We start from the raw sequence: 22,995 nt of genomic DNA, 5'->3' as shown, positions 1-22,995 counted from the left end.
CGGCCCGGGCAGGGGAGGACGCCCGGGCCGCCTTGCCCGCGTCAGTCCTCCTGGAAGTACGAGATGAGTCGCAGGATCTCCAGGTAGAGCCAGACGAGTTCGACGAGGATGCCGAACGCGCCGAGCCAGCCGTACTTGCGGGGCAGCCCGGCGGCGATGCCGTCCTCGATCTGCTGGAAGCTGATCACGAACATCAGCGCTGCGACGACGATGCAGATCAGCGAGAAGATGATCGCGATGGTGCCGCCGTCGCGCAGCGGGCCGGCCGATCCGGTGAACAGGCTGATGCCGAAGTTGACCAGCATGACCACGGCCAACCCCGCGGCGGCTCCGATCACGACCTTCATGAACTTCGGCGTCGCCCGGATGATCCGGGCCCGGTACAGCGCGGCCATGATGAAGAAGACACCCAGGGTCGCGATGACCGCCTGCAGGACGATGCCGTTCCAGCGGGTCTCGAACGCCTTGGACACCGCGCCGAGGAACACGCCCTCGACGAGCGCGTACGCGAACAGGATGACCGGGTTGGTGATCTGGGCGAACGAGATGACCAGGCCCAGCACGAGCCCGACGAGCATCGCGGCGATCCAGGTCACCGCCAGCGCCTGCGTCGGCACCAGGATCCAGGTCGCGGCGGCCGCGGCCACCGCCGCACCGATCAGGGACACGGTCTTGACCACGACGTCGTCGATCGTCATGACGTCGCGGGTGGACTGGACGGTCTCCGGGTATCCGTATCCGGCCGGCTGCTGGTAGGTCTGGCCGCCGTAGCTGTAGGGCTGGCCGCCGGGCACGGAGTAGGTCGGCTGCTGCGCGGCGGCGGTGATCCGCCCGAGCACCGGGTTAGAGGACTTCACGCAGGTCTCCTTTGTCTACGGGCGGTGCGAACGAGGGGGTGGGTGGTGCGGGCCTCCGGCTAGGACAGGCCCGCACCACCCGGTTCGGCGGTCAGAAGTCCCCGAAGTCGCCTCCGAAATCCCCGCCGCCGAAGTCGTCGAAACCGGCGTCGACCGCTCCCGTGTCCGGCAGCCCGGCCGCGGATGCGGCTTCGCCCAGGTCGGGAGCCATCGCGTCGCCGATCATGTCGCCGATCACCATGCCGCCGAGGAAGCCCAGCGCCGCGCCGCCGACCCCGGCCGCCATCGCGCCGGCCATGCTGGGCTTGCCCCGGTAACCGCCGTACTTGTAGCCGCCGTGACCACCGTGGCCGCCGTAGGCGTATCCGGGACGGCTGTGCTGCCCGTATCCGGGCTGCCCGTATCCCGGCTGGCCGTAGCCGCCGGGCGCGTGGCCGTAGCCGGGCTGGGCGGGCGGCTGCAGGAACGCTCCCGGCGCCGCCGCGGGCGACGCGAGCTTCTCCAGGGCGGTGGTCAGCCAGCGGTCCACCTCGGCGACCCAGCCGCCCTCGCTCGCGGCCAGCCGCTGCAGGTCGGCAGCCGACAGGTCGTGCCGGTCGGGCGCACCGAACCGGCCGGTGAGCTCGGCCAGCACCACGAGGCCGTCGCCGGCCGCGGCCACGGTGAAGGTGAGCAGCGGGATGTGCGGGCCGTGCTGCCCGCCCTCGGGCAGGGGGGCGTAGCAGGTGATCGCCTGCGCGGCGGGCACGGGCAGTCCGGCCATGCCGCCGGGGCGCAGCTCGTTGCGTACGAACCGGCACCCGATCGTGCCGAGCGCGTCCATGATCTGCTGCTGGGCCGGCGAGGCGTCGATGCGGGCGGGGTCGAAGTCGCCCTTGGCGCTGCCCGAGGCGACCGACACCTCGGTGCGCACACCGACGCCGACACCCGGCAGCGGCTGCCCGTACAGCGCGGTGAACGGGGCGTGGGCGGGCACCGTCACCGTGAACGGCACGGCCTGGCTGGTTCCCGACGGCAGCCGCAGCTGCTGCGCTACCTGGTAGCGGGCCAGTTCCAGCTCGCCCGCCGGTCCGGTCGCGGTGAGCAGCAGAGAGATCGCGGTGATCTCGGTGTCGGATTTGGCGCGCAGATTCACCTGGCCGCTCAGCGAGCCACCCGGGACCGCGGGGTGCGGCGACAGTACGGTGTCGACCTCGACGCCGCCCAGCCCGAGTCCGGCGAGCAGTTTCTTGAAGACCATGTGCTTCCTCTCCTGGTGGAACGCCGCCCGGCGTCAGCCGCGCGGTGGCAGTTGCCGGGCGGCCGGCGATCAGGTCGTCGGGGATGGCGGCCGCCTCGATGGGGGATCAGCACGGCGACGCCGGCGTTCCTCGCCTCAGCCGCGGGCTCCTCGCCGGCGGTCGGAACCGGTGCCGTTCGCGGCGGCCGGCGGTATGATCAGCCACGAGGCTGACACTAACACGTGAAACTGTACGGTTGCTGGAACGAGGCTGCTCATGGCGCTGATGCGGATAGGCGAGCTCGCCGCTGCCGCGGGCGTGAGCAACCGGACCGTCGACTTCTACACCAACCTCGGGCTGATCACCCCTGCCTCGCGCACCACGGGCGGCTTCCGGCTGTACGACCCGGCGACCGTCGAGCAGATAGCCACGGTGCAGCGGCTGGAGTCCAGCGGTATGGCTCTCGACGACATCGCGGCTCACCTGCAGGGCGCGGGGGCGGCCGACCTGGTCACCGCGCTCGCGCGGCTGGACCAGGACCTGACGGCCCTGCGTGCGCTGGCCGAGACCGCCGCCGGAACCGCGCACGGCCTCGCCACGACGCTCGCCGTACGCGCCAACCAGCTGCTGGCCGCGGCGGCGGAGCTGCTTTCCGCGATGCCGCCGCCCTGAGCGGCCGAACGGGCGACCGCCGCGCGGCAAGACCGCCGACCGGTGCTGGGCTATGGTGCCGCGATGAGCGAACCGTCCGTCCAGGACCGTCCCACCCTGCGCGCGCGGCTCGGGCGGCCCGCGAGCCGTACGGTCGTCGCGCTCGCGCTGCTGGCCGCGCTCAGCAGCGGCCTGTTCGCGGCGAGCGTCGCGAGCTGGGCCGCGTGGTGGACGATCCGTCCGCTGACCACGGCCGAGGCGGTCGAGGTGCTCACCGAGCTGATGCCGGGCACCGACATCACCGCGCACCTCAGCCCGGAGCCGGACGCGGTGTTCGTCATGTACGGCGAGCCCGTCACCTGGCAGCGCGTGGACACGCTGCTGCTCGGCGACGGCGGCGAGTACGGCCTGGCCGGGATCGGCGGATCGCTGGGCCACGACGTCGGCCCCGGCGAGCAGAAGCAGGTCCTCGACGGCGTCGTCGAGCGGCTGCGGGCGGGCGGCTGGACCGTCGGATACCCCAAGGTGACCTTCCTGGATCCGTGCGGAGCGGGCTGCGATCCCGACACCGCCGCGCGCGAGACCGTGCTCAACGCGGGTCGCGGCGATCAGGTCGTGTCCGTGAGCGGCTTCGCCGCGGGCAGCCGTGGCAGCAACGGCTTCGGTATCACCCTGACCCGGCCCACCCCGGTGGCCGGGTATCCCGCTGCGGTCGTCGCCGGGCTGGCCGGCGCGCTGGCCGGCTGGTGGCTGTTCGCCTGGGCGAGCCGCCGCACCGCGTCGCGTGGCGCCGGGGTCACCACGACGCTGTTCGGATTCGCGATGTTCCTGTGGTGGGCGCCCATCGTGCTGACCGCGCCGCAGCTGCTGCGGCATCACCTGGGGGAGTACCACTACTCCTGGCACCCGATGTGGGAGTGGCTGGGCCTGCCTGCGTTCAGCCTGCTGTTTCTGGGCGGCCTGGCGCTCGCGCTGCTCGCGCTCGCCGTCGCGGCACTGCCGACCCGGCGGGTGCGCCCGCACGACGTCCTACCGCATCCTGGCCCGGACAGCGCCGTCGCGTCGGTCTGACCAGCCCGCTGCGGATCGGGCGGCGGCGGTGGCGGTCAGCCGTCACGGCGACCGGTCACCGCCGTTGCTGCGGTCGCCCTGCACGCGGTGGCTTACTCGACCGCCTGCGGGGCGGCCGGCTCGGGCACGTCCCCGGACGCGCGGACAGCCGCCTGGTGCACGGCTTTGCGCTCGTGTTTGGCGCGCCGCTCCCAGGCGTCCCACATGCCGTGCGCCACGGCGTTGCGGACGAGCCAGTAGAAGATGAACATCCCTGCCACGGCCCAGAAGAACCGGCTCCAGCCATCTGCCATGGCCCCACCGTATTCGCCGCGGTCAACGTCTACCGGTCAGGTGCGTTTGCGGGCGCGAAGGACGGTGTCGTGGAGCGTGTGGCCGTGGCCGTGGCCGTGGCCGTGGCCGTGGCCGTGGGTGTGGTCGTGGGTGTGGTCGGGGTGGCCGATGATCGGGCGGTGCCGGTCTTCGGCGACGAGGATCTCCCAGCGGTCGGGGTCGAGTCCGGCGGCGACGTCGTCGGCGGTGAAGTGCACGTCGCGGGCGGCGGCGTGGGACACGCCGGGCCGTGGGTCCGCCGGGTGGTGGCCGACGATCAGCAGGGTGCCGCCCGGCGCGACCGCGGCCGCCAGCCGGTCGACCAGCGATTCGCGGGAGGACGTCGGATGCACGTAGTGGGAGCAGACCAGGTCGAACTGTGCGACGGGCGGGGCCCAGTCGGACAGGTCTGCCTGGAGCCAGTCGATCCGGGCGGCGATCGTGTCGCCGGCGGCCCGCGCGTGCGCGCGTGCCTCGCGCAGCGCGCCGTCCGCGATGTCCACGGCGGTGACCTGCCAGCCCTGGGTGGCCAGCCAGATCGCTTCGGCTCCCTCGCCGCAGCCCGCGTCCAGCGCCGTGCCGGGGGTCAGCGCCGACGCTTCCACGACCAGATGGGGGTTGGGCGGCTTGGGGCGGCCCGCGGCGGGGCCGTGGTAGTGGCCTTCCCAGTACGCCTTGCTGAACTCCTCGGTCATGACGGTCCCTTCCGCGCGTGCGTCGACCCTGGTCACGGTGGGCCGCGGCCAGGTGACAACCATGCGAGGTGCCCGGCCGCATTCGCAAATCCTGTTGCTGATCTGGCAAAGTGGGTGCATGGACGACGACCTTGACCAAGCCCTTGGTGCGGTCGGCCCCCGGCTGCGCGCGCTGCGCCGGCAGCGGGAGACCACCCTGGCCGACCTGTCGACGGCGACCGGGATCTCGGTGAGCACCCTGTCCCGGCTGGAGTCCGGCTCCCGCAAACCGACCCTCGAACTGCTGCTGCCGCTGGCCAGGGCACACGGCGTCACGCTGGACGAGCTCGTCGACGCCCCGCCGACCGGCGATCCGCGCATCCACCTGCGCCCGGTCACCCGGCATGGGATGACCATGCTGCCGCTGACCCGCCGGGCGGGCGGCATCCAGGCGTACAAGCTGGTGATCCCCGCCGACAGCCGCCGCCGCAACCCGGAGCCCAAGACCCATGAGGGCTATGAATGGCTGTACGTCCTCAACGGCCGGCTGCGGATGGTGCTGGGCGAGCAGGACTTCGTGCTCGTGCCCGGTGAGGCGGCCGAGTTCGACACCCGTGTGCCGCACTGGTTCGGCGCGGCCGACCCCGAGCCGGTCGAGTTCCTCAGCCTGTTCGGCACCCAGGGCGAGCGCGCGCACCTGCGGGCCAGGCCGAAGCAGAAGGGCGCCGCCTGAGCGGTGTCGAGATCGGATCGTGACCGGCATTGCCCCGACCCGTTATCCCCTATATTATCTATCGAAGTTATAGGATTAGGCGGACATCGCACGCTGCGCGCCTGCTGCCGGCCGCGCCGTCACGAGCAGGAATCCATGGGGCCGTGCACATCTCAGCGCGACACGACTATGCGGTGCAGGCGATGCTGGCCATCGCCGCGGCGGGCGGCGGTCCGGTGAAGACGAGCGATCTGGCCGTCATGCAGGGCATACCCGCCAGCTACCTGCCGTCGATCCTCGCCGACCTGCGGCGCGCCGAGCTGCTGAGCAGCCGCCCCGGCACGGACGGCGGGTTCAGCCTGGCCCGGCAGCTCGAGCAGATCAGCGTCGGCGACATCATGCGGGCGGTCAGCGGGGCGCTGGCCAGCGTCCGCGGCCGCCCTCCGCACACCATCACGTATACGGGTGCGGCCACCGCGCTGCCCGGACTCTGGCAGTCGGTCCACACGTTCACCAGCGACCTGCTGGACAGCACCACCCTGCTCGACCTGCTCGGCGACGGTCAGGCGGCCGGGCCGCGAACCGATCGCGACACCACGGCGGACGGCGCCACCCGGCACCGCCCATGACCGTGGCGCGGCGGACCACCGCGCACGGGGGCCTCCGGGAGATGGCGCGTCAGGACCGTGCCATACCGCCCGGAGGCCTCCGTGCCGCGGCATCAGACCGCGCCGAGCAACCTGGGCTGCCCGACCGTCGCGGCGACCTCCGGCGCGACGCGCACCTGCACCTCGGAACCGACCTGCAGGTCCAGGGACAGGAACTCGTTGCGGGTCAGGGTGACCGTGACCGGCTGCTCGCCCACGGCGACCACGACCCTGATCTCGAAGCCGACCCGGGTGACCCGCGTGATGCGGCCCGGGACCGCGTCCGGCTCGCCGCCGGTCAGCAGCTGCAGGTCGTGCGGACGCACCAGGCGGTCGCCCAGCTCGGTGACCGGGCCGAGGAAGCGCATGACGAAGTCGTTGGCGGGGGCGTCGTACAGCTCGTCGGGCGACCCGATCTGCTCCACCCGGCCCTCGTTGATGACCACGATCTCGTCGGCGACCTCCAGGGCCTCCTCCTGGTCGTGCGTGACGAACACGGTCGTCACGTGGACCTCGTCGTGCAGGCGGCGCAGCCAGTCGCGCAGCTCCTTGCGGACCTTGGCGTCGAGCGCGCCGAACGGCTCGTCGAGCAGCAGCACGGTCGGCTGCACGGCGAGCGCGCGGGCCAGGGCCATGCGCTGGCGCTGGCCGCCGGACAGCTGCGAGGGCAGCCGGTCGGCGAACTGGGACAGGTGCACGAGATTGAGCAGCTCGTGGACGCGCTCGCGGATCTCGTCCTTGGGCCGCTTGCGGATCTCCAGTCCGAACGCGACGTTGCGCGCGACCGACAGGTGCTTGAACGCGGCGTAGTGCTGGAACACGAAGCCGACGTTGCGCTTCTGCGGCGACAGCTTCGTCGCGTCGACGCCTTCGATCTCGATGCGGCCGCTGTCGGCGGTCTCCAGGCCGGCGATGATGCGCAGCAGTGTCGACTTGCCGCCGCCGGACGGGCCGAGCAGCGCGGTGAGCTGCCCGGAGGGGATGCTCACGGACACGTTGTCGAGCGCGACGAAGTCCCCGAAGCGCTTGGAAACGTTGACGATCTCGATACTCAACGGTCTTCCTTCGGCCGAATGACTGAGACGATGATGATGCAGGCGACCGCCACCAGGGCGAGCAGGAACGCGGTGGCGTACGCGCCGCCCTTGTCGAAGTTGAGGTACTTCTCCTCGACGACCAGGGTGGCGGTGCGGGTCTCGCCGAGCACGTTGCCGGACACGACCTTGACCGCGCCGAACTCGCCCAGCGACCGGGCCAGGCTCAGCACGACGCCGTAGACGACACCCCACTTGATCGACGGCAGGGTGATCCGCCGGAACGTCTGCCAAGCGTTCGCGCCCAGGCTGCGGGCGGCCTGCTCCTGCTCCTCGCCGACCTCCTCCAGCACGGGCACCACTTCGCGGATCACCAGCGGCAGCGCGACGAACACGGTGGCCAGCACGATGCCGGGGGTGGCGAAGATGACCTGGAAGCCCACGCTCTCCAGGCCGGGTCCGAACCAGCCGTTGCGGCCGCCGTACACGAGCACCAGGGCGAGGCCGACGACGATCGGCGACACCGACAGCGGCATGTCCAGCAGGGCGCTGAGCAGACGTTTTCCGGGGAAGTCGTATCGGACGAGCAGCAGCGAGATGCCGACGCCGAACAGCGTGTTGATGACCACGGCGATGATCGCGACCTGCACGGTGAGGCTGATCGCGTGCACGATGTCGGGATCTTCGAGGATGCCGTTGATGTTGTCCATGCCGTCGGCGAACGTGTTCTTGCCGACCAGGTACACCGGCCACGCCACCAGGAAGAACAGGTAGGCGATCACGAGCAGGCGGACCAGGTGGGTGACCGGGCCGCGGCGGGTGCGGGTGCTGGGGTGGCTAGCCACGGCGCACCATCCTCCGCTGGATGACGTCGAGCAGCACGATGACGGCGAACGAGATCGCCAGCAGGATCGTGGCGACCGCCGCCGCGCTGTCCAGGTTGTCGTTCTCGATGCTGCTGAGGATGCGCACCGAGGTGACCTCCGTCTTCATCGGCAGGTTGCCCGACAGCAGCACCAGCGAGCCGTACTCGCTGACCCCGCGGGCGAACGACAGCGCGGCGCCGGCGGCGATCGCGGGCGTCAGGCTGGGCAGGATGATCCGCCGGAAGACGGTGAACCGGCTGGCGCCCAGCGACATCGCCGCCTCCTCGACGTCGCGCTCCAGTTCGGCCAGCACCGGCTGCACCGTGCGGACCACGAACGGCAGGGTGACGAACAGGAACGCGAGGAACACCGCGGGGCGGGTGTTGGCGATGTCGATGCCGAGCGGGCTGGTCTTGCCGTACAGCGACAGCAGGACCAGACCGGCGACGATGGTCGGCAGCGCGAAGGGGATGTCGATCAGGATTTCGAGCGCGCGCTTGCCGAAGAACCGGTCCCGGACCAGCACCCACGCGATCATGGTTCCCATGACGATGTTCACCAGCGTCACGGCGAACGCGGTGCCAACGGTGAGCTCGATCGCCGCGGCGGTCTGCTCGTTGGTCACCGCCTGCCAGAACGCGCTCCACCCGCCCGCCGACGCGGTGACCACCACGGCGGCGAGCGGGATGAGCACGAGCAGGCTGAACCACATCATCGCCACGCCGAGGCCGAGTCCGGAGACTCGGGTCAGCGGGCGGCCGGCCCGGACCGGCCGGCGAGAGGTCGCCGGCCGGTCCGGGGAGAGCGCGGTCGAGGTCACTTAGCCTTGCCCGAGGCTGCGATGACCTTGACGATGATGCCCTCCTTCTCGTCGAAGAACTTCTTCGACAGAGCCGACCAGCTCTCGAAGTCCTTCGACACGGTGAGCAGCTTCTGCGGCGTCGGGAACGGGTTGGCCGGGTCCTTGGCGCCCTCGATGCCGGTGGTGTCCACGCCCTCGATGATCGGCCGGAAGCCCTTGAGCGCGAACTGGCGCTGGCCGTCCTTGCTGAGCACGAAGTTCAGCCACTCCTTGGCCTTGGGGTCGGCGTTGGTCAGGACCGCGCCCGGGTTCTCGATCAGGATGGTGGTCGCGGGAACGACCCAGTCGAACTTCTCGCCCGCCTGGGTGGCCAGGATGGCCTCGTTCTCGTAGGCCAGCAGCACGTCGCCGGTGCCGCCCAGGAAGCTGGTGGTGGCGTCGCGGCCGCTGCCCGGCAGGGCGACGACGTTGGCGAACAGCTTCGTCAGGAATTCGGTGGCCTGCGCGTCGGTGCCGCCGTTGGCGGTGATGTGGCCCCACGCGGCGAGCGCGTTCCACCGGGCGGCGCCCGAGGAGGCCGGGTTCGGGGTGACGATCTGGACGCCCGGCTTGATCAGGTCGTCCCAGCCCTGGATGTTCTTCGGGTTGCCCTGGCGCACCGCGAGCACCACGATCGAGGAGGACACGATGCCCTTGTTCGGGCCCGCGTTCCAGTCCTTGGCCACCAGGTTCGCGTCGACGAGCCGGGTGACGTCGCTGGAGACCGAGAAGTGCACGTAGTCGGCTTTGAGGCCGGCCACGACCGCGCGGCTCTGGTCGCCGGACGCGCCGTACGACGTCTGGAACTTGACGCCCTTGCCGGCGTCGGTCTTGTTCCACTCGGCCGCGATCGCCTTGTTGGCCGCCTCCGGCACCGCGAAGCCGACGATGTTCAGCGTGGTGCTCGATCCCGTGGTGCCGCCGTTGTCGGTCCCGCCGCAGGCCGACAGCGCCAGGACGGCGGTGACGGCGAGTGCGGCGGCTGCTCTGATCCGGTTCTTCATGCGGAACCTGTCCTCCTCGGGCGCAAACGCGCACACCGAATAACGCCGAGAGCTCGGCGCGATCGGTAATCATCAATGTTTGGGGGTGCAGTTCTGTGGTGGGACATGGTCGGCCGGCACGTGCGACGTCGGGCTCCGATGCCACGACCTCCGGTGGGTGCCCGGTGGGGACGTGATCCGGACGACCACGAAACGAATATCCCACTAATCCGCTAGACTTTCAAGGGTTTGCCGCGCGGGGCCACGGAATACAAGACATATGCCCGAATTAGGAAATAATGACCAGCCGAACGGCTGAGTGCGCGCATCGGGTGCGTGACGTGTGCCATGGGTGTGAAACAGGGTGAAAAACCCTGAAATGTGGCAGAAGGCCAGGTAGGTTGTTTCATCTCTAAACCGACAAGTCCGATAAGCTCGTGATGTTAGCTTCGGAGGGTCGGCCCGACGGTGTGCCGCGACGTACTCGTTTCCAGCCTTTCGAAGCAGGGAGTCGCCCCATGAGCACCGGCATGGCAACCACCAAGGACGGAACCCAGATCTTCTACAAGGACTGGGGTACGGGACAGCCCGTCGTCTTCAGTCACGGCTGGCCGCTCACCGCCGACGCCTGGGACGACCCGATGTGGTACGTCGTCTCCAACGGCTTCCGCGGCATAGCGCACGACCGCCGCGGCCACGGCCGATCCAGCCAGCCGTGGGAGGGCAACGACCTCAACACGTACGCCGACGACCTCGCCGCGGTGATCGAGAAGCTCGACCTGCGCGACATCGTCCTCGTCGGACACTCCACCGGCGGCGGCGAGGTCATGCGCTACATGGCCCGGCACGGCACCGACCGGGTCTCCAAGGCGGTGCTGGTCGGCGCGATTCCGCCGCTGATGCTGCAGACCGACGCCAACCCCGAGGGCCTGCCCCGCAGCGTCTTCGACGAGTTGCGGGCCGGTGTCGAACGCGACCGGTCGCAGTTCTGGAAGGACCTGAGCGCCCCGTTCTTCGGCGCCAACCGCGACGGCAACAAGGTCAGCCAGGGTCTGCGCGACGAGTTCTGGCTGCAGGGCATGACGCTGGGGTTCAAGGCCGCCTATGACTGCATCAAGGCCTTCTCCGAGACCGACCAGACCGAGGACTGCAAGAAGTGCGACGTGCCGGTGCTGATCATCCAGGGTGACGACGACCAGATCGTGCCCATCGTCGCCTCCGGCATGAAGTCGTCCAAGCTGATCCCGAACAACACCTTCAAGATCTACCCGGGAGCGCCGCACGGGCTGTTCGCGACCCACCAGGACGAGTTCAACGCCGATCTGCTCGCCTTCCTCAAGGGCTGACCCAGGTCCGGCAGGAGGGGAGCACCCGTGCTCACGCTGGGTTTTCTCGTCGAGATGGAAGCCAAGCCCGGTCACGAGGGCGAGGTCGCCGAGTTCCTGCGGCAGGCCAAAGCACTGGTGGACGCCGAACCCGGCACGATCGTCTGGTACGCCTTCCAGGTCGGCCCGACGTCGTTCCGCATCTTCGACGCCTTCAACAACGAGGACGACCGGCAGTTCCACCTGGCCGGAAAGGTGCGCCAGGGCCTGGAGGCCCGTGCGGACCTGTTCGACCCGCCACCGAAGATCAATCCGGTGGACCTGCTGACCTACAAGATGCCGGCCTGACCGGACCTCCCGAGGAGCCCTGCCCCGCGGCAGGGCTCCTCGGCCTGCTACGCGTCGTCCAGGAAGTCGTCGATCATCGGCGCGAGCCAGGCCGCCCGCTGCGGGACCATGGTGTGCGAGGTGCCCGGCAGCACGGCCAGGCGGCAGGCCGGCAGACCCGCCAGATCGCCCACCACGCCGCCGCCGAGCAGCCGGAACATGTGCACGGCGTGCTCGGGGGCGACGATGTCCGAGTCGGCCAGCACCAGCATCACCGGCGCGTCCAGCGCGCGGATCTGCGCGGGCGTCCACCGCGGCAGGTTCGCGTCGAGCACCTTCATCTTGGTGACCAGATCGGACCAGCCCGCCGGGTCCGGCGCGGTGCGCAGGTACTCCTCGTGGAACTCCGAGCCGTGCAGGTGTTCGGGCCGCAGGTCCGCGATGCCGTCGAGCAGGCCTGGATGCAGGCCCGCGTCGTCGAAGCTCACCGACGCCAGCACCAGCCGGCCCACCCGGCCGGCGTGGTGGGTGCCCAGCCGCAGCGCGACCGCCGCGCCCATGCTCCAGCCGAACACGTCCGCCCGCGCCACGCCCAGGCGGTCGAGCAGTTCGACCACGTCGGTGGCGAACGCCTCGACCGTCAGCGGCCGGTCGATGTCGGGGGTGCGCCCGTGCGCCTGCAGCTCGACGGCGATCAGCCGCCGGGTTCTCGCCAGCAGCGGCAGGATCGAGCCGAACGACGTGCCGATGCCGGAGAGCGCGCCGTGGATCAGCACCAGCGGGCGGCCCTCGCCCGTGCCGTGTTCCTCGTGATAGATGTCCATGCCCGCACGATGCGCCGCGGCGCTTACGGTCCGCTTCCGGTCGCGCCGCCGCGGCTAGGATCAGCGACGTGCAGTTCGGCGTGCTCGGGCCGCTCGCCGTCACCACCGACGCCGGCGAGCCGGTGGTCGTGCCGGGGGTCAAGGTCAGGCAGCTGCTGGCGGACCTGCTGGCCAACCGCAACCAGGTGGTGTCGGCCGACCGCCTCATCGACGACCTGTGGGGCGAGGACTCGCCCGCCGACCCGGGAGCGGCGCTGCAGGTGCGGGTGTCGCAACTGCGCAAGGCCCTCAACGACGCCGAGCCGGGAGCCCGCGACCTGATCGAGTCGCGGCCGCCCGGCTACCTGTTGCGCACCGACGCCGTCGACGCCGACCGGTTCGCCGAGTCGGCCGACTCCACCGACGCGGACCGGCTCGCCGCGGCCATGGCGCTGTGGCGCGGCGACGCGTACGCCGACTTCGCCGACGAGGAGTTCGCCCGCGCGGAGCGCGCCCGGCTCGCCGAGCAGCGACTTGCCGTGCACGAGCGCCTCGCCGAGGCCCGGCTGGCCCGCGGCGAGCACGACCTGGTCGCCGCCGACCTCGCCGAGCTGGTCACCCGGCATCCGCTGCGGGAGGGCCTGCGGGCGCTGCAGCTGCGTGCCCTGTACGCCTCCGGTCGCCAGTCCGAGGCCCTGGACAGCTACGCCGACCTGCGCGACCGGCTCGCCGAGGAACTCGGCCTGGACCCGGGTCCGGAGCTGGTCGCGCTGCACCGCCGCGTACTCGAACACGATGCGGGCCTCGCCACCCCGCCTCGGGCCGCGCTCGTCCGCAACAGCCTGCCCGCCCGGCTCGACGAGCTGGTCGGCCGCGCGGAGGCGCTGACCGAACTGCGCCGGCTGATCCCGGCGCAGCGCCTGGTCACGCTGATCGGGCCGGGCGGTGTCGGCAAGACCCGGCTGGCCACCGAGGCCGCCCGCGAGCAGAGCTTTCCCGACGGCGTCCACCTGGTCGAACTCGCCCCGCTGCCGGCCGGCGCCGGGCACGTCGCCGACCGGGTGCTGGCCACGATGGACCTGCGCGAGGTGGCGGGCGCCAGCGTCTCCGCCGCCGACCGGCTGTCCGCCGCGGTCGCCGGACGGCGGCTGCTGCTCGTGCTCGACAACTGCGAGCACGTGATCGAGCCGGCCGCCGCGCTGGTCGCCCGCCTGCTGCGGGACGCACCGGAGCTGCGCGTGCTGGCCACCAGCCGGGAACCGCTGGGCCTGACCGGTGAGCTGCTCTGGGAGGTGCCGCCGCTGGCCGTGCCGGACGGCGGCGACGACCTCGACACGGTCCGGCGCTCGGCCGCGGCCAGGCTGTTCGCCGTACGCGCGGCGGCGCAGCAGCGCAGTTTCCGGCTCGACACGAGCACGGCTGGCGCGGTGGCCCAGCTGTGCCGCCGGCTCGACGGCCTGCCGCTGGCGCTGGAACTGGCCGCGACCAGGGTGCGCGCGCTCGGGGTGCAGGGTGTCTTGGACCGGCTCGACGACCGGTTCCAGCTGCTCACCACGCAGCAGCGGGACATGCCGCCGCGGCAGCGCACACTGAGCGCGGTCATCGGGTGGAGCTGGGACCTGCTGGACGAGGCCGATCGGGCGGTGCTCGCCGGGCTCGCGGTGTTCCGCGACGGCTGCACGCCGCAGGCCGCCGAGCAGGTCTGCCGGACCGATCTCGACACCCTGGCCCGGCTGGTGGACCGGTCGCTGGTGGTGCTGGACGAGCACCCGGCGGGTCCGCGCTACCGGCTGCTCGAATCGGTGGCCGCGTTCTGCCTCGAACGCCTCGCCGACGCCGACGCCGTCCGCGCCCGCCATGCGGCGTACTACACCGACCTGGCCGAACGCGCCGACCCGCGACTGCGCGGCGTGGACCAGCAGCAGTGGCTGGCCCGGCTCGACGCGGAGGCGGCCAACCTGCGCGCGGCCCTGGCGCACGGCGGCGGGCTGCGCCTGGCCAACGCCCTGACCTGGTACTGGTTCCTGCGCGGCAGGATCACCGAGGCGCGGCAGGCGCTGGCCGCGCCCGGCGACGCGGCGGAGCAGTCCCGGGCCGCGGCGTGGCGGATCGGGTTCGCGCTGCTGCAGGGCGAGGCGATCGCGCCGGACGAGGTCCGGTCCGCGCTGGCCGGTGACTCCGACGGCCGGGCGACCTGGTTCACCGCGAACGCGGTGCTCGACCACGCCGAGGTCGCGTTCGCGTCCGAGCTGCTGGACGCGGCCGGCGACGACCGGTGGACCGAAGCGGCCGTGCTCAGCACGCGGGCCAAACTCGCGCACGCCGCCGGGGATCTGGCCGCGCTGGAGGCCGCCGCCACGCGCAGCGCCGCCCTGTTCGCCGAGTTCGGCGACCGGTGGGGGCGGCTGCAGGCTAATGACTGGGTCGGCGGCCTGGCGGAGATGAAGGGCGAGCACGATCGCGCGATCGCCCTGCACCAGGAAGGGCTGGGCTGGGCCGAGGAGCTGGCGCTGTGGCCGGAGGTGTGCAGCAAGCTGTCCTGGCTGGCCTGGCTCGCGGTGCAGACCCGCGACTACGCGGCGGGCCGGGAGCTGGCGGAACGCGCCTACCGGATGGCAGTCGAGCAGGGCATGTCGAGCGCGATCGTCTTCGCCGAGACCAGCCTCGGCATGGCCGCGCGCCGGCAGGGCCGGCTCGACGTGGCCGCCGTGCACCTGACGCGTATCGCCGAGCAGGGCCGCGCCGAGCGGCAACCGACGTTCTACCTGCCGATGATTCTGGTCGAGCTGGGCCACGTCGTGGAGCACACCAGCGACCGCGCCGCGGCGCTCGCCCTGCATGTCGAGGCGTACGACGCCGCCGAGGCGATCGCCTCCCCGCGCGACGCGGTGTTCGCCCTGGAGGGCATGGCGTCGGCGGCGGGTGCGCCCGAGGTCGCGGCTCGGCTGCTCGGTGCGGCCGCCGCGGCCCGGACCGCGGCGCAGGCTCCCGCCTCCCCGGTCGAGCGCGACGACACCGACCGGGTGACGGAGCGGCTGGTCGCCGCGCTCGGCGCGGAGCGTTTCGCGGCGCTGCTCGCCGAGGGCGCGGCACTGAGCCCGGGACAGGCCCGGGCTCAGGTCGAAGCGCAGGTCACTCGGCGGCCTTCGGCCGGTACGAGACGATGACGACGCCGCTCTTCATCACCTTGGTGTCGACCAGCTCGAACGACGCCTTGACGTCCTTGAGCGGGGTGGTCAGGCTGTCGCCGCCCTCCAGCACCGGGCAGATCCAGAAGCGCACCTCGTCGACCAGCCCGGCCCGGATGAGCTGCGTGGTCACCGAGCCGTAGCCGTACTGCAGGATGTCCCCGCCGTCCTGCGCCTTGATCTTGGCGACCTCCTCGACCAGGTCGCCCTGGAGCACCTCGCTGTTGCGCCACGCGGGGTCGGTCAGCGTGGTCGAGGCGACGTACTTCTTGACGCTGTTGAAGTAGGCCGCGCCGGTGCTCGGGTCGCTCTCGTCCCGGGTCGGCCAGGCCGCGGACATGCCGTCGTAGGTGGCGCGGCCCATCAGCAGCGCGTCGGCGGTGCTGGTCTGGAAGCCGGCGAAGGCGGCCGCCTCGTCGTCGAAGTACGGCATGGTCCACATGGGGTTGTCGATGACGCCGTCGAGGGTGATGTAGGTCGAGTTGATGAGCTTGCGCATCGGAGTCTCCTGGGTGTCGGTGGTGCTCGCTGGCTGCACCCCGAACACTGCCCGGTCGCGCTTACGATTCGCTTCAGGTCGCCCTACGGCGGCCCGTCAGCGCCGCGGCACGGGCCGCACCGGGTCCGGCCCCAGCTCGTCCAGCACGTACCCGGCGGGGTAGTGCCGGGTCGGCTGGCCGGGGGTGAAGAACTCCGCGGGCAGCGCCTTGAAACGCCGTGTCAACGCGTTGACCCGCAGCAGACCGCGTACCGCGATCCGGATGGTGCGGGCGGGTGCGGGCACGCCGAGCGCCCGGCGCACGTCCTCGTCGAGCAGGGCGTCGCTCGCCGCCCCGGCCCACCGGCGCAGCGCCTTCGGGAAACGGGTCGCCAGCAGGTCGCGGGTGGCGTCGATGAGCCGGGTGGCGGCTTCGTCCTGGCCGAAGTTCGCCTGTTCGAACGCGTTGAACCACTGTTCGAACCCGGCCCAGGTGTCCGGCACGTCGCGCACGTTCATGAGCCGGCCGACCTCGCGCCAGAAGTGCCAGGTCGCCTCGCGTTCGTGCGGGCGCAGCCGGCGCGGGCCGTACCGGTCGATCCACCGGGTCGGGATGAAGACGAACGTGCCGAGCACGTACCGGTACTCGTCGGGCGTGATGTCGTAGACGCGGTGGATGCGGTTGAGCGACGCGATGACCTGCCGGCCGCGCGGGTGGTGCGGGCCGTGGGCGATCAGCTCGTACATCATCAGCCCGGTGTCGTCGGCGCGCTTGCGGGTGCGCTCGGTCATCTCACCGGTGTCGACGAGCAGCCGCGCGATGGCCGGCACCGCGAAGGTGCGGTAGAAGGCCAGGTTCAGGCCGATGCGCAGGTCGGCGCCGAACTCGCGCAGCGCCAGGTGCCGGTAGACGGCGAGGTGTCCGGCCGACAGGTCCGGGTGGCGCGTGTCGCGGGCCGCGGGCGAGGTCACGACGGGTTCCGCACGGCCGCCGCGGCGGCCGGGTCGCGCCGGGACGCCAGCGCGTCGAGCGTATGGTCGACCAGGCGCGTGCGATAGGTCTGTGCCAGCCGCGCCAGCCACACCGCTTCGTGGTCCTTGGCCACCTCGACCATCTCCACGTGGATCCGGTGGCCCGGCGCGCCGCCGCGCCTGGTCCGCAGGGCGTCGGCGACCTGGACGGACTGCGCGACGAGGGCCACGGCCTCGGCGTCGAAGCCCTCCTTCATCGCTTCGGTCGCGCCGACCCGGTACGCGAGGTCGTCCATCCAGGGCCGCAGTTCGGACAGCCCGTCGTGGATCTCGATGGTGCGCTGCATCAGCCGGCGGCCGTTGCCGTACCAGTTGACCAGCCAGCCCGTGGTGCCGTACCGGACGGGGCCTTTCAGGACCTGCGGGTATTCGGTCGCCAGGTCCCGGTAGAGCGGTTCCATCCGGTGGCACAGCCAGGCCTGCCGGCAGCGCCGCGCGAACTCGATCACGGCGGTGGTGACCAGCGGGACGACCGCGCCGAGGCAGAGGAGCACCACCCCGACGCAGACCAGTGCCAGGCTCAGCGGGGTGTGCGCGGGCAGGCGGTGCCCGGTGACGCCGACCAGCCCGTCGACCGCGGCCATCAGCTGGTAGGCCAGGCCGAACGCGGTGCCGACCGTGAACAGCCGCAGACCGATCCTGGTCTGCGGGGTGACGACCATGCGCGCGTAGCGCACGCTCAACCGGCACAGGTCCAGCAGCACCCAGGAGTACGCCAGCGCGTACACCACCGAGTACAGGGCCACGGTGGGCCGCTCGATGTTGTCCAGCCGCCAGCTCGACGGGGTGTCGGCGACCTCGGGGGTGAGCGCGAACAGCACGGCGAGCGCAGCGATGGCCCCGCCGGTGACGGCGGCGCGGGAGCGGGCCGCGGCGCGGGTCCCGTCGGCGTCCCGGGTCCAGCACAGCATCATGATCTCGGCGAAGAAGGCGGCGACCAGCCCGAGGCCGTGACTGATCACGATGGCCGTGTTGTGGTGGCCGACCAGCGAGCCGACCGCGTGGTACACGGGATGGATCGTCACGATCTGCGCCACGGCGCCGAACAGGTTCCACGTGAGCAGTGCCTTGCCCGCTGGGGTGCGCGCCTGCGGCCTACGGGCGAGGACCGCGCCAACGACGACGGCCGCGAGCAGAAACGCCCCGCTGGTCAGCCAGGGAATCAACGGTCACTCCTTGATCCAGTGTCTTCATCACGCGCAGCACGTCGGCCGGCACCTTGGGGGCGGGCAGGGCAGCCTTCTCGAGGATGAGCTCGGCCAGGGTCTCCGCCCGGATCTCCTCGTCGTCGCGGTAGTCGTGCGGCAGCGCGGACTCGTCCGCCAGGGCGTTCGTGGAGTGTCCGCGATGGCCCAGCCAGATGTGCGCGACCTCGTGGCAGACGATCACCGACCGGTGCAGCGGGGTGGCGGTGCGCTCGTACACGATGTAGTCCTGGTGGGCCGCCGCCACCCAGCAGCCCGTGACTCCGCCCGCGGTCGGCCACGGGATCAGGATGATCGGGCGACCGCGCTGCTGCCCGAGCCACTCGACCAGCGCCACCACGTCCCAGGGGTCGGGGATGGCCAGGCCTTCCAGCGCACTGCTGCACTCGGCGAAGACCTCGCGGCTGGGTGGCATAGGGCGACAGTCTAAATCGATGCGTCGTCGGTCGCGCCCGGCCGGGGGGCCGCGCGAGCCTCCAGCTCGGCGATGTGATCCAGGACACCGTTCAGCATCGCCAGGCCCGCCGGCGAGATGGCCTTCACGCGCATGGCGAAGGACCACACCTCCGGGTCGACCGAGCCGGAGCCGGCCGGCATGAGATGGTTGTCGTCCATCCCGAAATGCCTGGCCAACCGCATGAGGATGCCCGCCTGCGTCTTCTCGGGCGGGGTGTTCCCCTTGCGCAGGTCGAAGATCAGCGTATGGGAGCAGCCGACCGCCGCGGCCACCTCTCGGTCGGTGTAGCGCTTCGCCGTGCGGGGATTGGTGACGGTGTCGAAGAGCCTGGTCAAGCGCTCGGCGACCGTTCCGGGGCCGCTGTTCTCGCCCATGACGCCCCTCAGTCATCTGCAGCTGACGCCAACCACCGGAGTGTTAGCTGTGGTTGACAGAATCCATAGTCAACAGCCTATGCTGTCGAGGTCCCAGACTCAATTTGCGAGCATGGCAGAAAACCGTGCGCCGCTGGCGTTACGGGTCTGGACGAACAGGACCGCGCGGGCTGTGGCTCGGCGCGGACAGGCAGGCTTTCGGGGGCGAGTGCCTGCACCGCGGCGTAACGGGGGCACAAGGGGAGCGGCCCGAGGCCACTCTCCTTGTGACGCGCCCACCGGCGCGCCGCTTGCCGGGACCCGACCGGTGGGGTACCTTTGATCAAGCATCTGTCGATGCAGGCGTGGAGTTCCCGCCCCGAGGATGCCCTTTCCCCGATCATCGGCCACGCGTCCGCGTTCCGCCGAGATCGGTTTCCCACCGCACCGCTGCCTCAGCGGCCGAGCGAATCGCGACGTCTCGCGATCCGGGCTCGGCATCCGTGATCAGGCGCTCGGTGCCCATCGCGCCCCAGCACGCCCGTGCCCTGGCGCACCGTCTCCGAGGAGTACCCATGACCGATCTCGACCTGCGCCCCACCGGCGCAGCGACCGGGAATCCCGCCGCCGGAACCGGCGCGACGGGACCGGCGACAACCACCCGCCGACGCCGCGTCCCCGCGCGGGCCCGCACGAAGTCGCCGGGTGGCATCGAACCCGACGACGCCGAAGCGGGCACCGCCGAGCCCACCCCGGCGACCGCCGTCAGCGGCATCGTCGACGTGCGCGACAAGAACTTCTTCGTCCGGCTCGACGGCTACCTGCCCGACCCGGGCGACCCGTACCTGCCGCCGGGCCTGGTGCAGCGGATCGGCCTGCGCCGGGGCGACGCCGTCACCGGCGCGGCCGCGCACCCGTCCACCGTCCGGCGGACCGCCGCGGGCGGGCGGGCCGACCCGCGCCGCCCCCAGCGGCCCACCGTGACCGAGGTGCACACCGTCAACGGCGCGCCCGCCGAGCACCTGCGCGAACGGCCCGACTTCTACGCGCTGACCCCGATCTACCCGCGGGAGCGGATGCGCCTGGAGACCGAACCCCAGGTGCTGACCACCCGCGTCATCGACCTGCTCACCCCGATCGGCAAGGGCCAGCGCGCCCTGGTCGTCTCGCCGCCCAAGGCGGGCAAGACCATGGTGCTGCAGGCGATCGCCCACGCTCTCGCGGTGAACCATCCCGACGTGCACGTCATGGCCATCCTCATCGACGAGCGCCCGGAGGAGGTCACCGACATGCGGCGCACCGTCCGCGGCGAGGTGGTCTCGTCCACCTTCGACCGGCCGCCGGCCGACCACATCGCGGTCGCCGAACTCGCCATCGAACGCGCCAAGCGCCTGGTCGAGCAGGGCCGCGACGTCGTCGTGCTGCTGGACTCCATCACCCGGCTGGGCCGGGCCTACAACCTCGCCGCACCGTCCAACGGCCGCGTCATGTCCGGTGGTATCGAGGCCGGCGCGCTGCACGCGCCCAAACGCTTCCTCGGCGCCGCCCGCACCATCGAGGGCGGCGGCTCGCTGACCATCATCGCCACGGCGCTGGTGGAGACCGGCTCGCTGGGCGACACCGTCATCTTCGAGGAATTCAAGAGCACCGGCAACGCCGAGCTGCGGCTGCTGCGCGGCCTGGCCGACCGGCGCATCTTCCCGGCCGTGGACGTCGACTCCTCCAGCACCCGCCGGGAGGAGCTGCTCGTCGGCGCGCAGGAGCTGGACCTGGTCCGCCTCCTGCGCCGGGCCCTGCACGCGATGGACAGCCAGCAGACCGGCGAGCAACTGATCGATCGGCTGCGCAAGACGAGCAGCAACGCCGAGTTCCTCATGCAGCTCGCTCGCGCCACGCCCTGACCTGCCGCGACCGACCGTCCGGTCTGGACCGGTCCGGCGCGCGCATGCACGGAACCGATCAGGCCCCCAGGCGCGTTGAACGACGAGGGAAGGGGGTGCGGCATGGTGGGTCGGAGCAGCGCTCGCCGCCGCGTTTCAGATCATCCGTGGCGCGTCGCGGCAGCGGCTGCGTTGCTGTTGACCGCTGGGTGCGGCTTGTTCGGCGATCCGGTCAAGGACCAATGGACGTCCCGAACGGAGCTCGCCAGCTGTGGCGAGGTGAGCCTGGGGCAGGGTGAGCAGATGCAGCAGAAGGCGGTGCAGGAGATAGCCTGCCTCCAGCGGGCGCTCAAGGACGGCGAGAGCGCAGAGCTGAAGGTGACTCATCCCACCGTCGAGGGTGACCCGCTTCGCACCTACTACCGTGTGCTGCCGCAGGGCAGGCTCGAGGTGTACACCGACAGCACGGACGACCGTTACTCGGACCGGAACTGGTCGTTCGCCGAGTGCTACTCGCCGGAGTGGTTGCCCGGGATCTCCTGCGCTCAGTGACCACGCAGGCGGGCGCCGCCGCGGAACCCGCGCCGACGCCCGCCCGCCGGGTCAGGAGATACGCCAGTGCTGGGCGTTGTTGTTCAGGCAGGTCCACTGGCGCACTTCCGCGCCGGGTGTGGTGCCCCAGTTGTAGTCGTCCAGGCAGAGGCCGCTATGCCGGTTGACGAGCGTCGAGTAGCCGCCCGCGACGGCGTTGACCTGCCATTGCTGCACGGCCAGTCCGTTGCAGGTCCACTGCCGGACCTCGGCGCCGGGGGTGGTCACGAAGTTGTAGTCGTCGAGGCAGAGTCCGCTGTGCCGATTGCTGATCTGGTAGTAGCCGTTGTCGAGCGGTGTCACGTACCAGTCCTGGTTCGCCTGCGTGCCGCAGGTCCACTGCCGGACCTCGGCGCCGGGGGTGGTCACGGAGTTGTAGTCGTCGAGGCAGAGGTTGCTGTGCCGGTTACGGATCTCGACCGGAGTCGCGCTGGACTCTCCGGACGGGCCGGGCGCAATGGTGGACAGGGAAGCGGGCACGCCAAGGTTGGGGGTGCCGTCGGCGTTCCAGGAGATCTTCTGCACGCGGGTGGTGCGGGTGGTGCCGCAGCCCTGCGAAGCGGAGCTGTTGGCGTGGTAGGCGATCCAGGTCTCGGTGCCGTCGGGTGAGGTGAAGAACGAGTGGTGGCCCGGCCCGTACACGCCGTTGGCGTCGTTGCGCTGGAAGATCGGATTGGCGGCCTTGGTCCACGAGGACGCGGCCAGCGGGTCGCCGCCCTGGTATTCGAGCATGCCGAGCTTGTAGTTCGGGCCGTTGCAGTGGCTGGCCGAGTACGTGATCCAGGTGCGGCCGTTGCGCTGCAACGCGAACGCGCCCTCGTTGACCGCGCCGTTCTGGGTCTCCCAGGACAGCGTCGGCGCGGAGATGCGGGTGCCGAACGCCCCGGCCGTCCACGGGTTGGTCAGCGGGGAGATGTACAGCGACTGCAGGTTGTCGCTGGGGTGGAACGCCGAGAACATGACGTAGTTCGCGCCGTTGAGTTTGAGGATCGCGGCGTCGATGGCCCAGCCGTTGTTGGGCATCAGGTTGAGGATGCCCCGGATGGTGTACGGGCCCAGCGGGTCCGTCCCCGCGCTCTCGGCGACGTGCGTGCGCCGCGCGCCGCCGCTCTGCTCGACGGAGTAGTACAGATACCACCGATTGTTGATCATTTCGAGGTGCGGCGCCCACATCGTCGTCCCGCCAGTGCGTACGACGACCTGCTCGGGGGCCCCGCGCAGCGCGGAGATGGTCCGGGCCCGGCGCATCACCACGTCGGACGACCACGTGGTGGCGACGTAGTAGTAGTAACCGTTGTAGTACGTCAGCGTCGGGTCGCCGCTGTTGGGCACGTCGACGGCCGGGTTGCGGAACGTCGGCCCGGGCGCGGCGTCGGCGCGTCCGGGGTGCAGGACGACCGCCGTCGAGACGCCGAGCAGGGCGGCTACGACCAGCGACAGCGCTCGCCTGGTGAGGGCACGTGGCCAGGTCAGCAACATGGTCACTCC

General features: G+C 71.3%; 23 protein-coding genes and 1 pseudogene. 9 read left to right on the top strand and 15 right to left on the bottom strand.

Annotation, left to right across the window (positions count from 1 at the left end; genetic code table 11):
• Nucleotides 1-41: 41 nt before the first annotated feature.
• Together HAV39_RS00615 and HAV39_RS43160 are read right to left on the bottom strand one after the other, a co-directional pair.
• The gene (locus HAV39_RS00615) at nucleotides 42-857 is read right to left on the bottom strand and encodes a Bax inhibitor-1/YccA family protein (RefSeq protein ID WP_191837169.1); all 816 of its coding nucleotides are present in this window, start codon (nucleotides 855-857) and stop codon (nucleotides 42-44) included.
• Nucleotides 858-948: 91 nt separating this feature from the next.
• The gene (locus HAV39_RS43160; protein ID WP_191837168.1) at nucleotides 949-2,097 is read right to left on the bottom strand and encodes a sporulation protein; all 1,149 of its coding nucleotides are present in this window, start codon (nucleotides 2,095-2,097) and stop codon (nucleotides 949-951) included.
• Between the two features lie 256 nt (nucleotides 2,098-2,353).
• On the opposite strand from HAV39_RS43160, the gene HAV39_RS00605 reads away from it, so the two are divergent.
• Both HAV39_RS00605 and HAV39_RS00600 read left to right on the top strand, forming a co-directional pair.
• Nucleotides 2,354-2,749, top strand: coding sequence for a MerR family transcriptional regulator (locus tag HAV39_RS00605; RefSeq protein ID WP_191837167.1), 396 nt, complete (start codon nucleotides 2,354-2,356; stop codon nucleotides 2,747-2,749).
• Between the two features lie 63 nt (nucleotides 2,750-2,812).
• Nucleotides 2,813-3,799 (top strand): hypothetical protein, encoded by a 987-nt coding sequence (locus tag HAV39_RS00600; RefSeq protein ID WP_191837166.1) that lies wholly within the window; start codon nucleotides 2,813-2,815, stop codon nucleotides 3,797-3,799.
• 92 nt (nucleotides 3,800-3,891) lie between these two features.
• On the opposite strand, the gene HAV39_RS00595 is transcribed toward HAV39_RS00600, so the two are convergent.
• Nucleotides 3,892-4,092 (bottom strand): hypothetical protein, encoded by a 201-nt coding sequence (locus HAV39_RS00595; RefSeq protein WP_191837165.1) that lies wholly within the window; start codon nucleotides 4,090-4,092, stop codon nucleotides 3,892-3,894.
• Nucleotides 4,093-4,128: 36 nt separating this feature from the next.
• On the bottom strand, nucleotides 4,129-4,806 hold the full coding sequence (locus HAV39_RS00590) for a class I SAM-dependent methyltransferase (RefSeq protein ID WP_191837164.1): 678 nt from the start codon (nucleotides 4,804-4,806) through the stop codon (nucleotides 4,129-4,131).
• A 118-nt stretch (nucleotides 4,807-4,924) separates the two neighbouring features.
• Here HAV39_RS00590 and HAV39_RS00585 point away from each other — a divergent pair, with 118 nt between their 5' ends.
• Both HAV39_RS00585 and HAV39_RS00580 read left to right on the top strand, forming a co-directional pair.
• The gene (locus HAV39_RS00585) at nucleotides 4,925-5,518 is read left to right on the top strand and encodes a helix-turn-helix domain-containing protein (RefSeq protein ID WP_191837163.1); all 594 of its coding nucleotides are present in this window, start codon (nucleotides 4,925-4,927) and stop codon (nucleotides 5,516-5,518) included.
• A gap of 143 nt (nucleotides 5,519-5,661) precedes the next feature.
• Nucleotides 5,662-6,126: an RrF2 family transcriptional regulator gene (locus tag HAV39_RS00580; RefSeq protein ID WP_191837162.1), complete on the top strand. Its 465-nt coding sequence runs from the start codon at nucleotides 5,662-5,664 to the stop codon at nucleotides 6,124-6,126.
• Between the two features lie 92 nt (nucleotides 6,127-6,218).
• On the opposite strand, the gene HAV39_RS00575 is transcribed toward HAV39_RS00580, so the two are convergent.
• The 4 genes from HAV39_RS00575 to HAV39_RS00560 are packed head-to-tail and all read right to left on the bottom strand — an operon-like array spanning nucleotide 6,219 to nucleotide 9,889.
• Nucleotides 6,219-7,199, bottom strand: coding sequence for a sulfate/molybdate ABC transporter ATP-binding protein (locus tag HAV39_RS00575; protein WP_191837161.1), 981 nt, complete (start codon nucleotides 7,197-7,199; stop codon nucleotides 6,219-6,221).
• On the bottom strand, nucleotides 7,196-8,023 hold the full coding sequence (locus HAV39_RS00570; RefSeq protein ID WP_191837160.1) for a sulfate ABC transporter permease: 828 nt from the start codon (nucleotides 8,021-8,023) through the stop codon (nucleotides 7,196-7,198). The genes HAV39_RS00575 and HAV39_RS00570 overlap by 4 nt, the downstream gene beginning before the upstream one ends.
• The gene (gene cysT, locus HAV39_RS00565) at nucleotides 8,016-8,864 is read right to left on the bottom strand and encodes a sulfate ABC transporter permease subunit CysT (RefSeq protein ID WP_191837159.1); all 849 of its coding nucleotides are present in this window, start codon (nucleotides 8,862-8,864) and stop codon (nucleotides 8,016-8,018) included. Before cysT ends, HAV39_RS00570 begins: the two co-directional genes overlap by 8 nt.
• Nucleotides 8,861-9,889: a sulfate ABC transporter substrate-binding protein gene (locus HAV39_RS00560; RefSeq protein WP_120320751.1), complete on the bottom strand. Its 1,029-nt coding sequence runs from the start codon at nucleotides 9,887-9,889 to the stop codon at nucleotides 8,861-8,863. The genes cysT and HAV39_RS00560 overlap by 4 nt, the downstream gene beginning before the upstream one ends.
• 497 nt (nucleotides 9,890-10,386) lie before the next feature.
• On the opposite strand from HAV39_RS00560, the gene HAV39_RS00555 reads away from it, so the two are divergent.
• Together HAV39_RS00555 and HAV39_RS00550 are read left to right on the top strand one after the other, a co-directional pair.
• The gene (locus tag HAV39_RS00555) at nucleotides 10,387-11,214 is read left to right on the top strand and encodes an alpha/beta fold hydrolase (RefSeq protein ID WP_120320752.1); all 828 of its coding nucleotides are present in this window, start codon (nucleotides 10,387-10,389) and stop codon (nucleotides 11,212-11,214) included.
• 27 nt (nucleotides 11,215-11,241) lie between these two features.
• Nucleotides 11,242-11,541 carry a putative quinol monooxygenase gene (locus tag HAV39_RS00550; RefSeq protein WP_203736429.1) on the top strand — a complete coding sequence of 100 codons (300 nt, stop codon included), beginning with the start codon at nucleotides 11,242-11,244 and terminating at the stop codon, nucleotides 11,539-11,541.
• 47 nt (nucleotides 11,542-11,588) lie between these two features.
• Here HAV39_RS00550 and HAV39_RS00545 read toward each other — a convergent pair whose 3' ends face one another.
• Nucleotides 11,589-12,344 (bottom strand): alpha/beta fold hydrolase, encoded by a 756-nt coding sequence (locus HAV39_RS00545; protein WP_191837158.1) that lies wholly within the window; start codon nucleotides 12,342-12,344, stop codon nucleotides 11,589-11,591.
• Nucleotides 12,345-12,412: 68 nt separating this feature from the next.
• Here HAV39_RS00545 and HAV39_RS00540 point away from each other — a divergent pair, with 68 nt between their 5' ends.
• The gene (locus HAV39_RS00540; RefSeq protein ID WP_191837157.1) at nucleotides 12,413-15,490 is read left to right on the top strand and encodes an AfsR/SARP family transcriptional regulator; all 3,078 of its coding nucleotides are present in this window, start codon (nucleotides 12,413-12,415) and stop codon (nucleotides 15,488-15,490) included.
• Here HAV39_RS00540 and HAV39_RS00535 read toward each other — a convergent pair.
• From HAV39_RS00535 to HAV39_RS00515, 5 genes are all read right to left on the bottom strand, one after another.
• Nucleotides 15,456-16,010: a dihydrofolate reductase family protein gene (locus HAV39_RS00535; RefSeq protein WP_191837156.1), complete on the bottom strand. Its 555-nt coding sequence runs from the start codon at nucleotides 16,008-16,010 to the stop codon at nucleotides 15,456-15,458. The genes HAV39_RS00540 and HAV39_RS00535 overlap by 35 nt on opposite strands.
• A 96-nt stretch (nucleotides 16,011-16,106) precedes the next feature.
• Entirely contained in the window at nucleotides 16,107-16,961 is an 855-nt protein-coding gene (locus tag HAV39_RS00530) for an oxygenase MpaB family protein (protein WP_191837155.1), read from the bottom strand.
• A complete protein-coding gene (locus HAV39_RS00525) occupies nucleotides 16,958-18,187 on the bottom strand; it encodes an MAB_1171c family putative transporter (protein ID WP_191837154.1) in 1,230 nt (409 codons plus the stop codon). Before HAV39_RS00525 ends, HAV39_RS00530 begins: the two co-directional genes overlap by 4 nt.
• On the bottom strand, nucleotides 18,117-18,641 hold the full coding sequence (locus tag HAV39_RS00520) for an ImmA/IrrE family metallo-endopeptidase (protein ID WP_191837153.1): 525 nt from the start codon (nucleotides 18,639-18,641) through the stop codon (nucleotides 18,117-18,119). The genes HAV39_RS00525 and HAV39_RS00520 overlap by 71 nt, the downstream gene beginning before the upstream one ends.
• Before the next feature lie 11 nt (nucleotides 18,642-18,652).
• A complete protein-coding gene (locus HAV39_RS00515; protein ID WP_191837152.1) occupies nucleotides 18,653-19,057 on the bottom strand; it encodes a hypothetical protein in 405 nt (134 codons plus the stop codon).
• Between the two features lie 608 nt (nucleotides 19,058-19,665).
• Here HAV39_RS00515 and rho point away from each other — a divergent pair.
• Nucleotides 19,666-20,937: pseudogene (gene rho, locus HAV39_RS00510) on the top strand (transcription termination factor Rho); the annotation flags it as partial.
• A 102-nt stretch (nucleotides 20,938-21,039) separates the two neighbouring features.
• On the top strand, nucleotides 21,040-21,468 hold the full coding sequence (locus HAV39_RS00505; RefSeq protein WP_191837150.1) for a hypothetical protein: 429 nt from the start codon (nucleotides 21,040-21,042) through the stop codon (nucleotides 21,466-21,468).
• 51 nt (nucleotides 21,469-21,519) lie between these two features.
• On the opposite strand, the gene HAV39_RS00500 is transcribed toward HAV39_RS00505, so the two are convergent.
• Complete coding sequence (locus tag HAV39_RS00500) at nucleotides 21,520-22,986, bottom strand: family 43 glycosylhydrolase (RefSeq protein ID WP_191837149.1); 1,467 nt, start codon at nucleotides 22,984-22,986, stop codon at nucleotides 21,520-21,522.
• Between the last annotated feature and the right edge of the window lie 9 nt (nucleotides 22,987-22,995).

Origin of the sequence: Catellatospora chokoriensis (genome assembly GCF_011297315.1) — a bacterium.
GTDB lineage: Bacteria > Actinomycetota > Actinomycetes > Mycobacteriales > Micromonosporaceae > Catellatospora > Catellatospora citrea.
This window is presented reverse-complemented; position numbering and strand designations above follow the sequence as displayed.

Excerpts from the sequence above, each read along its gene's own strand:
- HAV39_RS00535 (WP_191837156.1), bottom strand. The coding sequence starts at position 16,010 with ATGCGCAAGCTCATCAACTCGACCTACATCACCCTCGACGGCGTCATC.
- HAV39_RS43160 (WP_191837168.1), bottom strand. The coding sequence starts at position 2,097 with ATGGTCTTCAAGAAACTGCTCGCCGGACTCGGGCTGGGCGGCGTCGAG.
- HAV39_RS00595 (WP_191837165.1), bottom strand. The coding sequence starts at position 4,092 with ATGGCAGATGGCTGGAGCCGGTTCTTCTGGGCCGTGGCAGGGATGTTC.
- HAV39_RS00505 (WP_191837150.1), top strand. The coding sequence starts at position 21,040 with ATGGTGGGTCGGAGCAGCGCTCGCCGCCGCGTTTCAGATCATCCGTGG.
- HAV39_RS00555 (WP_120320752.1), top strand. The coding sequence starts at position 10,387 with ATGAGCACCGGCATGGCAACCACCAAGGACGGAACCCAGATCTTCTAC.
- HAV39_RS00545 (WP_191837158.1), bottom strand. The coding sequence starts at position 12,344 with ATGGACATCTATCACGAGGAACACGGCACGGGCGAGGGCCGCCCGCTG.
- HAV39_RS00520 (WP_191837153.1), bottom strand. The coding sequence starts at position 18,641 with ATGCCACCCAGCCGCGAGGTCTTCGCCGAGTGCAGCAGTGCGCTGGAA.
- HAV39_RS00600 (WP_191837166.1), top strand. The coding sequence starts at position 2,813 with ATGAGCGAACCGTCCGTCCAGGACCGTCCCACCCTGCGCGCGCGGCTC.
- HAV39_RS00590 (WP_191837164.1), bottom strand. The coding sequence starts at position 4,806 with ATGACCGAGGAGTTCAGCAAGGCGTACTGGGAAGGCCACTACCACGGC.
- HAV39_RS00585 (WP_191837163.1), top strand. The coding sequence starts at position 4,925 with ATGGACGACGACCTTGACCAAGCCCTTGGTGCGGTCGGCCCCCGGCTG.
- HAV39_RS00605 (WP_191837167.1), top strand. The coding sequence starts at position 2,354 with ATGGCGCTGATGCGGATAGGCGAGCTCGCCGCTGCCGCGGGCGTGAGC.
- HAV39_RS00500 (WP_191837149.1), bottom strand. The coding sequence starts at position 22,986 with ATGTTGCTGACCTGGCCACGTGCCCTCACCAGGCGAGCGCTGTCGCTG.
- HAV39_RS00560 (WP_120320751.1), bottom strand. The coding sequence starts at position 9,889 with ATGAAGAACCGGATCAGAGCAGCCGCCGCACTCGCCGTCACCGCCGTC.
- HAV39_RS00515 (WP_191837152.1), bottom strand. The coding sequence starts at position 19,057 with ATGGGCGAGAACAGCGGCCCCGGAACGGTCGCCGAGCGCTTGACCAGG.